The organism is Acidisoma sp. 7E03, from assembly GCF_054665075.1.
The window spans coordinates 199,019-211,786 of record NZ_BAAFHE010000010.1; the positions used below are offsets into that span (position 1 = coordinate 199,019).

The 12,768-nt window shown below is 66.3% G+C and carries 13 protein-coding genes; 5 read left to right on the forward strand and 8 right to left on the reverse strand.

The window, feature by feature from the left end; genetic code table 11:
* Positions 1-3: 3 nt before the first annotated feature.
* Genes ACYQ6W_RS16600 through ACYQ6W_RS16610 form a run of 3 tightly spaced genes read right to left on the reverse strand, consistent with a single transcriptional unit; the run spans position 4 to position 2,163 of the window.
* Complete coding sequence (locus ACYQ6W_RS16600; RefSeq protein WP_459676856.1) at positions 4-534, reverse strand: chromate transporter; 531 nt, start codon at positions 532-534, stop codon at positions 4-6.
* Complete coding sequence (locus ACYQ6W_RS16605) at positions 531-1,178, reverse strand: chromate transporter (RefSeq protein ID WP_459676857.1); 648 nt, start codon at positions 1,176-1,178, stop codon at positions 531-533. Before ACYQ6W_RS16605 ends, ACYQ6W_RS16600 begins: the two co-directional genes overlap by 4 nt.
* On the reverse strand, positions 1,153-2,163 hold the full coding sequence (locus ACYQ6W_RS16610) for a phospholipase D-like domain-containing protein (RefSeq protein ID WP_459676858.1): 1,011 nt from the start codon (positions 2,161-2,163) through the stop codon (positions 1,153-1,155). The genes ACYQ6W_RS16605 and ACYQ6W_RS16610 overlap by 26 nt, the downstream gene beginning before the upstream one ends.
* A gap of 180 nt (positions 2,164-2,343) precedes the next feature.
* Here ACYQ6W_RS16610 and ACYQ6W_RS16615 point away from each other — a divergent pair, with 180 nt between their 5' ends.
* Entirely contained in the window at positions 2,344-2,547 is a 204-nt protein-coding gene (locus ACYQ6W_RS16615; protein ID WP_459676859.1) for a hypothetical protein, read from the forward strand.
* Positions 2,548-2,597: 50 nt separating this feature from the next.
* On the opposite strand, the gene ACYQ6W_RS16620 is transcribed toward ACYQ6W_RS16615, so the two are convergent.
* The 5 genes from ACYQ6W_RS16620 to ACYQ6W_RS16640 form a co-directional block, all read right to left on the reverse strand.
* Positions 2,598-2,867 carry an HU family DNA-binding protein gene (locus ACYQ6W_RS16620; RefSeq protein ID WP_459676860.1) on the reverse strand — a complete coding sequence of 90 codons (270 nt, stop codon included), beginning with the start codon at positions 2,865-2,867 and terminating at the stop codon, positions 2,598-2,600.
* 301 nt (positions 2,868-3,168) lie between these two features.
* Entirely contained in the window at positions 3,169-3,978 is an 810-nt protein-coding gene (locus ACYQ6W_RS16625) for an ABC transporter ATP-binding protein (protein ID WP_459676861.1), read from the reverse strand.
* 7 nt (positions 3,979-3,985) lie between these two features.
* Positions 3,986-5,020 (reverse strand): taurine ABC transporter substrate-binding protein, encoded by a 1,035-nt coding sequence (locus ACYQ6W_RS16630; RefSeq protein WP_459676862.1) that lies wholly within the window; start codon positions 5,018-5,020, stop codon positions 3,986-3,988.
* A 39-nt stretch (positions 5,021-5,059) separates the two neighbouring features.
* A complete protein-coding gene (locus tag ACYQ6W_RS16635) occupies positions 5,060-5,836 on the reverse strand; it encodes an ABC transporter permease (RefSeq protein WP_459676864.1) in 777 nt (258 codons plus the stop codon).
* Positions 5,833-6,630, reverse strand: a complete 798-nt coding sequence (locus ACYQ6W_RS16640) for an ABC transporter permease (protein WP_459676865.1) — start codon at positions 6,628-6,630, stop codon at positions 5,833-5,835. Before ACYQ6W_RS16640 ends, ACYQ6W_RS16635 begins: the two co-directional genes overlap by 4 nt.
* A gap of 166 nt (positions 6,631-6,796) precedes the next feature.
* On the opposite strand from ACYQ6W_RS16640, the gene gorA reads away from it, so the two are divergent.
* From gorA to ACYQ6W_RS16660, 4 genes are all read left to right on the forward strand, one after another.
* Entirely contained in the window at positions 6,797-8,182 is a 1,386-nt protein-coding gene (gorA, locus tag ACYQ6W_RS16645; RefSeq protein ID WP_459676866.1) for a glutathione-disulfide reductase, read from the forward strand.
* A gap of 119 nt (positions 8,183-8,301) precedes the next feature.
* Entirely contained in the window at positions 8,302-9,720 is a 1,419-nt protein-coding gene (locus ACYQ6W_RS16650; RefSeq protein WP_459676867.1) for a class II 3-deoxy-7-phosphoheptulonate synthase, read from the forward strand.
* Between the two features lie 25 nt (positions 9,721-9,745).
* Positions 9,746-10,918 (forward strand): nicotinate phosphoribosyltransferase, encoded by a 1,173-nt coding sequence (locus ACYQ6W_RS16655; protein ID WP_459676868.1) that lies wholly within the window; start codon positions 9,746-9,748, stop codon positions 10,916-10,918.
* A gap of 81 nt (positions 10,919-10,999) precedes the next feature.
* Positions 11,000-12,768, forward strand: a 1,769-nt coding sequence (locus ACYQ6W_RS16660; RefSeq protein WP_459676869.1) for a methyl-accepting chemotaxis protein, incomplete at its 3' end; no start/stop codon positions are given.

The following is a 12,768-nucleotide window of genomic DNA, read 5'->3' on the forward strand; positions in this document are numbered from 1 at the left end:
GGCTCAGGCGCCGAGCACGTAGCCGACGAAGCCGCAGGAAACCGCGACGATCAGCGGGTTGATCTTGGTGGCGCAGAGCACGAGGGTCGCGACCAGGGTCATGGCGAGCTGCACCCAGTTGGACTCGGCATGGCGCGCGACGATGACGCCACCCGCGAGAATGAGGCCGACGGTGATCGGCGCCAGCCCATCCTGCAGGGCGTGGCGCACGGGCTTGTCGCCATGCCCGCGGTCCCAGACCTTGGCGATGCCATAGACGATGAGGCCGGTCGGGATCACCATCGCCGCAGTTGCGATCAAGGCCCCCCACACGCCACCGGCGCGGTAGCCGAGCAGGCTGACGATGAGGGTGCTGGGGCCAGGCGCGGCCTGGGCGATGGCGAAGGAATCGGTGAACTGCTGCGGCGTCAGCCAGTGATAGACCTGCACCGTCATCTGCTCGAACTGCGGGATGACCGCGTTGCCGCCGCCGAAGGCGAGCAGCGAGGTGATGCCGAAGACGGAGCAGAGCTGAAGTGCCAGGGTAAGCGTCATGATGCCGCCTTGGCGGCCGTCGCGGCCGCCTTCTTGTGTGCGCGCCGCCAGGCCCAGGCGATGCCGAAGGGGGCGGTGGCCGCGAGCGTCCACCACAGGGGCCAGCGCAGCACGCCATTGAGCAGGAAGGTCACGGCGAAGAGCAGGATGGGCACGACGGAGGTCAGCGTGCTGCGCCCGGTCTTCCACACCATCTGCAAGGTCATGGCGACCGCGGCCGCGGCGAAGCCGGCCAGCACGTGCTGCACCGCATGCGAATGCTGGAAGGCGGCGTAGAGCGCGGCGATGGCGACGAGCAGCAGGGTCGGCATGGCGATCAGCCCGGCAAGGGCCGCCCCCGCGCCGCGCATGCCGCCGAGCTTGGTGCCGACGAAGACCGCGAGATTGACCTGGTTGGCCCCGGGCAGGATGCGGCAGACGGTCATGGCACTGAGGAATTCGGCGTCGTCCATCCACTTCTTGCGGGCCACCACCATCTCGCGTGACCAGGCGGAGAGCCCGCCCCCGAAGCTCGAGAGCGAAATCTCATTGAAAGTGCGGGCGATTTCCCAGGCGGAGGCGCGGACCGGCGGCGCTTCGGCGATCTCGCTCACCGCTGCGGCCGAGCCCGGCGCCGCCTCATTCGTGGACGAGTTCGGAATCATGCGGCTGATCGTCCTCATCCACCAGATGCACGGTCAGCGGGTCCGGCGGATCGTAGGACTTGGCCTCGTGCCAATCGTCCTGGAAGGTTTCGGACAGAACGTCGACCGCCCCCTGGTCATTGATGAAGCATCCGAGTTCGCGCCGCAGGTCGAAGGCGCTGCGGTCGATGTTCATGGAGCCGACGAGAGCGTGCGTGCCGTCGGCGATCAGCAGCTTCGCGTGCAGGCGCAGGCCCTTCTGCTTGCGGATCTTGACGCCGGTCAGCTTCATCAGCCGCAGCGAGGCGAAGGTATCCAGCACGTCCCAGGTGCTGATGCCGTGCTTGCCGCCGCAGAGCACGCGGACGCGCACCCCGCGCTCGCGCGCCTGGATGATCCGCTCCAGCACCACGGCATCGACGAATTTGGGATGCTGGATGTCGAGCGAATGCTTGGCGAGGTCGATGAACTGGCACATCAGGGCACGCGAGCCCCGATTGCTCCACAGCAGGGCGCTGCGCTGGCGCTGCACGAAATGCTTGCGGGACCAGTCGGCCTCAAAACACTCGGTCATTTCGGCAATGACGTCGGGGTCTTCGGTGACGATGCCGTAGTCCCGAGTCGCAGTGAAATACTTCACGCCGAAGTTGTAAGTGGCGATCATGGCGGCGCGGCCGTCCACCACCATCGACTTCTCGTGGGTGACGGCGAAGGCCGGGCTGCTCCAGATGACGTTGATGCCGCCGGCCTGCAGGCGGGCCTTCATGTCGTCGTTCGCACGGCTGCCGGAAGAGCGAGCGGGATTGAGCATGATCCGCACCGTGACGCCGCGGGCCTGGGCCGCGATCAAGGCCTCCGCAATGTCGTCCGCCGTGAAGGTGAACATCTTGAGGGAGATGGTCTTCTGGGCGCCATTGATCAGATCGATGACGGGCTGGCTTCCGTCCTGGGGCTCCACGATCGCCCGCGCGCTGTCGATCCAGGCGATCTCGTGTTCAGTGTCCATGCCCGCGCCTCTGCCGCCCCCAACGCATTCTTCTGACGAAGTGTCACCCATCCGTAGCCTAGCGGAACATCCGGCAACGGCAAACAGGGGGCGGCGGAAATTGCGGAGGCGGTGACGTTTTGCCCTTTTGGACCGGGCGGGGCTTCCCATCTGCCGGGGCGGACACATCAGGAGGTCAGCATGCCTGACGATCTGCCGATCGGCCCCGCTGCGGCCGAAAGCGCCGGGGACGCTCCACCCGCGGCGGGGAATGAGCGCAAAACCCGCCGGGGAACGCCCGAAGGCGAAGTGCGCGGCGGGGGCGAAAGAGTTTCAGACCGCCCGCTCGAACAGCTGCGCCGGGAGGACCGCGAAGCCCGGACCAAGCCGCAACGCGGCGGCTGATCCAGGAGAGAGGAAGGCAGAGGGGCAGGCCGTGCGGCCTGCCTGGGCCTTCAGACGACCTTCTTGAGAGAGGGCGAGGCCTTGAAGCGCACGGTCTTGCCCGCCTTCACCTTGATCTGCTCGCCGGTGCGCGGGTTGAGACCCTTCCGCGCCTTGGTCTTGCGGACGATGAAGGTGCCGAAGCTCGGCAGGGTGAAGCGGCCGTTCTTCTTCAGCTCCTTGACGATGGCCTCCATCACGTCGGTCGCCGCCCGGTTTGCGGCGACGCCCGTGGTCTCGGCGGATTCCTGGATGACCTGAGCAAGAAATGCTTTCGACATCAAAACCTCTCAAAGTTCCCAGCGCTCAACCAAGAATTGCAGATCACGGGTCGCGCGATTCGCAAGGCAGGAAAAGCGTCTCTCAGGCTTCTTTCGCATCCGCCCGTAGGCGTCAACGATTTTCTGAAGAAAACTGAGGGAGCCTTGGGCAGCGTGCCCGTAAGCAGCGATCCGAAAGATGCTTGATCGGGGCAAGAAGGCCGTCGCGGATAGCGAAACCAACCGAGACGGAGGCTGCCTCCGCCGGCGGATTCTCGGACGAAATGACTGACGTATCGCCGTCTCGCCGTCGCCCGCGGCGTTACGCCGCGTCGCCCCAGATGAGGGAGAGCACGTGCTCCCGCAGCGCAACGAAATCCGCGCCGGCCTTGATGCGGCGAATGTCCCGCTCCCCGGCGAGGCGGGCGAAGGGAGCTGGAATCCGCTCCAGCACCCGGCCCGGCCGCGGCGACATGACGACGATTTCGGTGCCGAGATACACCGCCTCGTCCACGCTGTGGGTGATGAAGAGCACGGTCATGCCGGTGCGTTTCCACACGGCATGCAACTCCTCCTGCATCTTTTCCCGCGTCAGCGCGTCAAGCGCGCCGAAGGGTTCGTCCATCAGCAGAATACCGGGCTCGTTCGCCAAGGCCCGCGCGATGGCGAGGCGCTGCTGCATGCCGCCCGAGAGCTGATAGGGGTAGCGATTGCGAAAATCCCATAGCCCGACCGAGCGCAACCAATAGTCCACGCGCGCCCGCCGCTCGGCCTTCGGCAGGCCGCGCATGGCGGGGCCGAATCCGGCATTCCCCGCCACCGTCTTCCACGGGAAGAGTGCGGCGTGCTGGAAGACCACGCCGCGATCCGGCCCTGGCCCCGTCACCTCCTGGCCTGCCACCCGCACCATGCCGCTGGTCGGCTTCAGGAAGCCCGCCAGCGTCTGCATCAGTGTCGTCTTGCCGCAGCCGGACGGCCCGACGATGCAGACGAAGTCGCCGCGGGCGAAGCTGAGATCGGTCGGGCGGAGCGCGAGCGTCGGCTGCGCGGTCTCCGCCCCATAGGTGACGGACACCTGATCGAAGCAGAGGAAGGGCGTCTCCTGCCCCTCCCCCTGCTCCAGACGCGTCATCGGCTGATCAGGCAATGGCCTCTTCCAGGAACTGCGTGTCGATGCCCTTCTGATAGGCAGGCAGCTTCAGCGCGCGGCGGATGCTCTTCTGGCCGACGAGGAATTCGGCCGTGTGCTGCAGCTCTGCCGCGAAGGCGCCGGGCTTGCCAGCGCTGCCGAGCCACTGGCTGGTCAGCTGCTCCTTCAACGGCACGAAATCATATTCCTTCAGATTGGCCGCGGCGACGTCGGTGCTCACGCCGGCCGCACGGCCGACGATCGCCGCGGCCTCGTCGGGCTGGGTGCGGTAGAGATCGAGGGACTTGCCATAGGCCTTCAGGATGCCGACCACGGCGGAGCGATGCTCCTTGGCGAAGGCGGTGCGGGCAACGAAGAGGTCGGCGATGACATAGCCCTTCGCGTCGAGTTCCTTATAGGTCTCGTAGACCACACCGCCATCGGCGAGCAGCTGGGCCTTGGCCGGGCTCCAGACATAGGCGCCGTCGATGTCGCCGCGCTTCCAGGCAGCGACGATCTGCTCGGGCGGCAGGTCGAGCACCGTCACCTCGGAAAGCGACAGATTGTTGGTTTGCAGGAAGCCGATGAGGCGAAAATGCGAGGTGGAGCCGAAGGGCGTCGCGATCTTCTTCCCCTTGAAATCGGCGGGCGTCTTGATGTTCGCCGAGGCGCGGACGGTCATCTCCTCGGCCGGACCGATATTGTCCAACATGGCGATGACTTTGTAGGGAATGCCCTGGCTGAGCCCGGCCGCCGTCGGCGAGGAACCGATGCCGATGCCGATGTCGATGCTGCCGCCGACGACGCCGGCGTTGATCTGGGCGCCGCTGCCCATCTCGACCCAATTGATCTTGGCGGCGGCCATCTCCTCGAACCAGCCCTGCGCCTTGGCGATCATCGTGGGCTTCGTCTCGACGAAATAACCGATGTTGATGGTGGGGGTGGCGGCGCGCGCACGACGCAGCGGCACGGCCGCGGCGGTTGCCGCGAGGCCCGCAGCCCCTGCCAGAACCGCCCGCCGCCCGACCAGACTTGTTTCAACCATGTTCGTTTCCTGACCTTTCCTGAATTGATCTGCGTCGTTTCACTTGCCCGCCCAATGCACGATGCGCCGCTGCACCAGCAGCAGCCCGCGGTCGAGGAGGATGCCCATCACCGCGATGAGCAGAACACCCGCCAAGACGTAGTCGCTGCGCAGGAAGCGCCCGGCATCGAGGATCAGCCAGCCAATGCCGGAGGCCCCCGCGATCATCTCCGCCGCGATGAGGGTTGCATAAACAATGCCAACGGAGAGGCGGGCGCCGACGAAGATTTCGCCCAGCGCCGACGGCAGGACGACGTGGAAAAAGATCTGCGCGCGACTGGCGCCGAGCGACTGGGCGGCCCTCACGCGCTCGGCCGAGACGTTGCGCACCCCATCCCGCGCCGCGACGGCGGAGACCGGCAGCGCCGCCAAAAAGAGCAGCACGATCTTCGGCGTCTCGCCGATGCCGAACCAGATGATGAGCAGCACGAGATAGGCGAGCTGCGGCAAGGGCCGCAGGAATTCGATGAAGGGTGCCGCCAGCGCGTCCACCACTTCGGACATGCCCATGGCGAGGCCGAGCAAGGTGCCGACGATCGTGCCGAAGCCGAAGCCCAAGCCCACCCGCAGCAGGCTGAGGCCGATATGCGCGCCCAGGCTGTAGCCCTTGTAGCCATTGAGGGCGAGATCGGTCGCACCGTCCCAAAGCTCGTCCGGCGTCGGCAGCAGCAGGTCGCTGACGAGGCCGCCATAGGTCGCCCCTACCCAGGCGCCGAGCACGGCCATGATGCTGACGAGAGTGACGATCCAGGGATGGCGGTGCAGTAGCCGGCTCATTCCTGCCCCCGCCAGTGGATCAGCCTGCGGTCGATCGCGAGCAGGAGACCGTTGAGGCCCATGCCGAGCAGGCCGAGCAAGATGATGCCGAGCAGGATGACGTCGTTGCGCAGGAACTGGCTGGCTGAGAAGATCATCCAGCCCAGCCCGTCCGACCCCGCCATGAGTTCGGCCGCGACGACCGTGGAGAAGGCGGCGGCAAGCGCGACGCGCAGGCCCGTCGAGATCATCGGCAAGGCGGCCGGCAACAGGACGTGGCGAAAGATCTGGCCTCGGCTGGCACCCAGGGATTGCGCGGCCTGGATCTTCTGCTGCGGCACGGCGGCGACGGCGGCATAGGTGGCGCTCGTCACGATGGGAAAGGCCGTGAGCGCGAGGAGCGCGACCTTGGCGAGGTCGCCCGTGCCGAGCCACAGCATGAGGAGGACGAGAAAGGAGAGCGGCGGCAGCGGGCGCAGGAACTGGACGACCCAATCGAGCGCCGCAGCAGAGAGCCGGCTTCGCCCCATCCAGAGGCCGAGCGGCACGCCGGCGACCGCGCCCACCCCGAATCCCGCGAGCGCCCGGGCGAGAGTCGCTGCGATATCCTGCCCAAGCGAGGTGCCGCGGTAGCCGTGGCGGGCAATGTCATCGAAGGCGGCGACGACCTGGGCGGGGCTGGCCAGCAGCCCGGCCGGCACAAGGTGGAAGCTGCCAGCTGCCTGCCACAGGGCGAGGGCCACCAGAATGGAGAGGCCACCCAGCGCATGCCGCTGCCACGGCGTCAGGGCTTTGCCACTCGCAAGACCGCTCATGAAGGGGGCCGCCGATAAAACATACTCAACGAGTAGAATTTAGCCTCGCACCTGTCAATTCCTCATGGCGGATCGTACGAGAGCGCGCGCGCCCCTGCCCCTCGTTTGATCGCACAGGTCCTCCGTCCTATGTGAGGACTTTCTTCACGCGGATGGGATCGCCGGCATGGCCTACGACTTCGACCTCTTCGTGATCGGCGGTGGCTCGGGCGGCACCCGCTGCGCTCGTATCGCGGCGGGCCACGGCGCCCGCGTGGGCGTCGCCGAAGAACGCTTCTGGGGTGGCACCTGCGTCAACGTCGGCTGCGTGCCGAAGAAGCTGATGGTGCAGGCGGCCGAATACGGCACCTGGGCGGAGGACGCGCACGGCTTCGGCTGGGATATTCCGAAAGGCGCGCACGACTGGCCCCGCTTCATCACTGCGAAAGATCGCGAGATCGACCGGCTGCAGGGCGTCTACCGCACGCTGCTGGGCAATGCCGGAGCCACCATCTTCGAGACGCGGGCGACCTTCCTCGACCCGCATACCCTCGACGTCGGCGGCCAGCGGATCACCGCGGCCAATATCGTCATCGCGACCGGCAGCACGCCGGACAAGGCAGAGATCCCGGGCGCAGACTTGGCTGGCATCACCGATGATCTCTTCTACCTGCCGCAGCGACCGGCGCGGCTCGCCATCGTCGGCGGCGGCTATAGCGCGGTCGAATTCGCCTGCATCTTTGCGGGCCTCGGCTCGGAGGTGCATCTCGTCTATCGCCAGCCGCTGCCGCTGCGCGGTTTCGACTACGAGCTGCGACAGGCGTTGGCGGAGAGCCTGCTCGCCCAGGGCATCCACCTGCATCACGGCGTGATCCCGACCCACATCCTCGCCGATGGGGCTGCAGGCACGCAGCGCCGCGTGCATCTGTCCGATACCACCGAACTCGCGGTCGATTACGTGGTGCTCTCGACCGGACGGAAGCCCAACGTCGCGGGCTTGGGGCTCGAGGCCGCGGGTGTCGCCCTGAACGAGGCCGGCGCAGTCGCCGTCGATGCCGGCAGCCGCAGCAACGTGTCGCATATCTATGCCATCGGCGACGTGACGGACCGGCTGAACCTGACGCCGGTCGCCATCGCCGAAGGCCATGCGCTGGCCGATACGCTCTTTGGCGGCCGCCCCCGCGAAGCGAGCCACGAGAACGTGCCGACCGCCGTCTTCTCCACCCCGCCCCTCGCGACCGTGGGGCTGACGGAGGAAGAGGCGGTGCAGCGCGGGCCGATAGACATCTACGTGACGCGGTTCACGCCCATGCGCCACACCTTGACCGGCCGCCACGGCCGCCGCGTGCTGATGAAGCTCATCGTCGACCAGGCCAGCCAGAAGGTGCTGGGCGCCCACATGCTGGGCGAGGACGCGGCGGAGATCATGCAGGGCATCGCGATCGCCGTGCGCATGGGGGCGACGAAGCAGGATTTCGACCGCACGACGGGGATTCACCCCACGGCCGCCGAGGAATTCGTAACGATGCGCACGCGGACCCGCGTTGCGAGCGCCGCAGAAGCGGCCGAGTAGCTTTTCGGCCCGTTTCAGCCGATAACCGCCGACTGCGCTCCGGTTATGCCGATCGGAACGCCCGACCGGCGCCGGCAAACAAGGACGAGGCGGCGCCGCCCAAGACGAGGAAGAGAGACATGAGCCAGACGGGAAGCAACCGTCCCCTCGAGAACCGGACCTCGGAGCAGTGGAGCCCGGCGAGCTGGCGCAACAAGCCGGTGCGGCAGATCCCTGCGTATCCGGATCCCGAGCGCTTGGCCGCCGTCGAAAGCCGCCTGCGCAGATACCCTCCCCTCGTCTTTGCCGGCGAAGCCCGGCGCCTGAAGGCGTCCCTCGCCGAGGTCGCGGCCGGCCGCGCCTTCGTGCTGCAGGGCGGTGACTGCGCAGAGAGCTTCGACGACTTCACGGCGAACGTCATTCGCGACACCTTCCGCGTACTGCTGCAGATGGCGGTCGTGCTGACCTATGGCAGCAGCGTGCCCGTGGTGAAGATGGGCCGCATGGCCGGCCAGTTCGCCAAGCCGCGCAGCGCCGATACGGAAACGGTGGGGGACGAGACCCTGCCGAGCTATCGCGGCGACATCATCAACGGGCCGGCCTTCACCCCGGAAGCCCGCGTGCCCGATCCGGGCCGCATGGAGACCGGCTATTTCCAGTCGGCCGGCACGCTCAACCTGCTGCGCGCATTCGCGACCGGCGGCTATGCCGATCTGCAGAGCGTCCATCGCTGGAACCTCGGCTTCGTCGAACGCAGCCCGCTCGGCGCGCGCTATCAGGACCTTGCCAACCGCATCGACGAGACGCTGCGCTTCATGAGCGCCTGCGGCATGACCGCGGAGACGGCGCCGCAGATTCGCGAGACGGAGTTCTACACGAGCCACGAGGCGCTGCTGCTGCCCTATGAGGAAGCGCTGGCCCGCGTCGATTCCACGAGCGGCGAAACCTATGCCTGTTCGGCGCATTTCCTCTGGATCGGCGATCGCACGCGGCAGGTGGATGGCGCGCATGTCGAATTCATGCGCGGCATCAAGAACCCGATCGGCCTAAAGGTCGGCCCGACGACCGAGCCCGAGGATCTGCTGCGCCTGATCGAGGCGCTGAACCCGGCGAACGAGCCCGGCCGTCTGACGCTGATCAGCCGCATGGGCGCGGAAAAGCTGGAGAGCAAGTTCCCCCGCCTGCTGCGCGCCGTGCGCCAGGCCGGGGCCGAGGTGGTGTGGCTCTGCGACCCGATGCACGGCAACACGATCTCGACCAGCCATGGCCGCAAGACCCGCCGCTTCGATTCGATCCTGAGCGAAGTGCGCGGCTTCTTCGAAGCCCATGCGGCGGAAGGCACCTGGCCGGGCGGCATCCATGTCGAGATGACCGGGCAGGACGTGACGGAATGCGTCGGCGGTGCCCATCGCCTCACCGAAGCCGATCTCGGCCGGCGCTACGAGTCCTTCTGCGACCCGCGGCTCAATGCCGAGCAGTCGCTGGAACTCGCCTTCCTGGTTGCCGAGGAACTGAAGGCGCGCCGCCTCCCGTCCTCGGCCGCGGTTGCCGCCGAATAACGCCAGACAGGCAGGAACCGACGGGATGGACACGCTGGCCGCGCAGGATTTGGTGCAGACGGAGACGATAGCCGCCTACACCGATGCCTATTTCAACAAGACCAAGGAGATCGTCCGCCGCTTCGGCGACAAGACGGTCACCTACGCGGTCTTCCTGCGCCGGCCGGTGATCTCGGCGCCCAAGCTGATGCTGGACTGGCTGGCGGAGGTGGCGGCCGCCCGCGGCACCACCTTCGACATCGAAGTGCTGCACGCCGAAGGCGAATGGGTGGGCGCCGGTGAGCCACTGCTCTACATCACCGGCAGCTACGTCCATCTCACCGATCTCGAAACCCTGCTGCTGCAGAAGGTGGGGTCGGTCTCGGTCGCGGCCCACCATGCGTATCAGATGTGCATCGCCCTGCCCCACATCACCTTCCTGGCCATGGAGGCGCGGCACTGCGCCGGCACCGAGATGCAGGCGATGATGGCCTATGGCGCAGCGGTGGGCAGCCGCGCCGCCCAGCGAGAAGGGGCGAAGGGCTTCATCGGCAATGCCAATGATGCAACGGCGCATTTCTTCGGCGCGGAACGGGGCCTCGGCACCATGCCGCATGCCCTGATCGGCTATGCCGGCTCCACCGTCCGCGCAGCCGAGATGTATCACGAGACCTTCCCGGGCGATTCCCTCACCGTGCTGGTCGATTATTTCGGGCGCGAGATCACGGACGGTCTCGCCGTCTGCCGCCGCTTCCCGGAGCTTGCGGCGGCGGGCCGCATGTCCGTCCGGCTCGACACCCATGGTGGCCGCTTCCTCGAAGGGCTCGACCCGGCGGCGAGCTATGCCGTGCTGGAGCGGCGTAGCCCCGGTGCCATCCGGCGCTACCGGTCGGACGCGGAACTGCGCCATCTGGTCGGCACCGGCGTCTCGGCCGCCGCCATCTGGCGCATGCGGGAAGCGCTGGACGAGGCCGGCTTCGACCGCGTCCGCATCGTCGCCTCCTCCGGCTTCGGCGTCGACAAATGCCGGGTAATGGCCGACGCCCATGCGCCGATCGACGTGGTGGGCACCGGCAGCTTCATCCCCGACCATTGGCACGAGACCTACGCGACCGCCGACATCATCGCCTATGACGGGGAGGCGCGGGTGAAGCTCGGCCGCGAATTCCTGCTGCAACGGCGGCAGAACGGACAAACGGCCGCCAAGACCGGCGCCTGAATCCAGGCGAACGGAGACTTTCACCTTCGCTTAACGCCACCCTCCTATCTTCGTTGCCGGATTGCACGAAATGGGGCTGGGATGGGCATCGTCTCGAAGCTGAACGGAAGCGGCAGAGCGGCGCGCTTGGCTGCGCTGGAACTCGTTCGAACCAACGTCATGTTGGCTGATGCCCAATTACGCATCACCTATATGAACCAGCCACTCATCGGCTTCTTGCGGGCGGCCGAGAAGGACATCAAGAAAGATCTGCCGCATTTCGACGTTGATAGGCTGATCGGCAGCAACATCGATATCTTCCATAAGAATCCGGCGCATCAACGCACCATGCTGGGCAAGCTCGGCAACCCGCATTTCGCGACGATCACCGTGGGTGGCCGTAGTTTCGATCTTCAGGTAGTACCGCTGAAATCGGGCAGCCGAACAACCGGCTTTCTCGTCGAATGGTCGGATGCGGAGCTTAGATTGCTCAACATCGACTATTCGAATCAGATTCGCGCCTTCTCCCGCTCACAGGCGGTCATCGAATTCACCCCGGACGGAGTGATCCGGCACGCCAACCAGAATTTTCTGGAATCGGTCGGCTACACCCTCGAAGAGATCGTCGGCCGTCATCACAGCATCTTCTTGGAGCCCGGTGAGGTTGACAGCCCGGCGTACCTGCATTTCTGGAGCGAGCTGCGCAAAGGCAAGTTCCAACAGGGGGAGTTCCGTCGCGTCACCCGCACGGGCCAGCGGATCTGGATCCAAGGCGCCTACAATCCGATCGCCGACGAAAACGGCCGGATCGTCAAGGTCGTGAAATTCGCGCTCGACGTCACGTCCCGTATCGAAGGCGTAGAGCGGATCGGTGCGGCCCTCGCCGGACTGGCCGATGGCAAGTTGAGCCAGCACCTCGACAAACCCCTGCTGCCAGAACTCGACCAGTTGCGGGTTGATTTCAATCGGGCCGTAGCGGCGCTACGGGAAGCGATCATCAAGGCCGGAGAGAGCGCTCAGGCAGTGACCCGAACGAGTAACGAAATTCTCGGCTCGACCTCCGACCTGTCGCGGCGAACGGAACAACAGGCGGCAAGCCTGGAACAGACGGCCGCGGCCCTCGACCAGATCACCGCAACCGTGAAGAAGGCCGCCGATGGCGCGCGCCAAGCCCGCAGCATCGTCAGCGGCGCCAAGGTCGAGGCCGAGAAGTCCGGCATCATCGTGCGCGAGGCCGTCAAATCCATGGATGGCATCGAAAGCTCCTCCCACAAGATCAGCCAGATCATCGGCGTGATCGACGAGATCGCCTTCCAGACTAATCTGCTAGCGCTGAATGCAGGCGTGGAAGCGGCGCGTGCCGGTGAGGCTGGGCGCGGCTTCGCGGTCGTCGCCTCCGAAGTCCGGGCGCTCGCCCAACGTTCCGCCGACGCGGCCAAGGAAATCAAGACGCTGATTTCCACCTCCACCCAGCAGGTGGCGGCGGGGGTCGATTTCGTCGGCCAGACCGGTCAGGCGCTCGACCGCATCATCGCCCATGTCAACGAAATCGACTCTTCCGTCTCAGACATTGCAGCCGGCGCGGGCGAGCAATCGACGGCATTGACCGAAGTGAATACCGCCGTCAATCAGATGGACCGCTCGATACAGCAAAACGCCGCGATGGTCGAAGAAGCGACCGCCGCCTGCCATGCGCTCGCCGAGGATGCCTCCAACCTCTCCGCCCTGATCGACGCCTTCGAGACCGGTGGAACGCCGGCGGAACTCGGGACGGCTAAGAGTCCGTTTGAGAAATGTCAGTTATGGGCGATCCGGCGCAGTAGCAGGCTGCCCATGGCGACATGGATCATGGCTTCGGACACGTCCAGCCG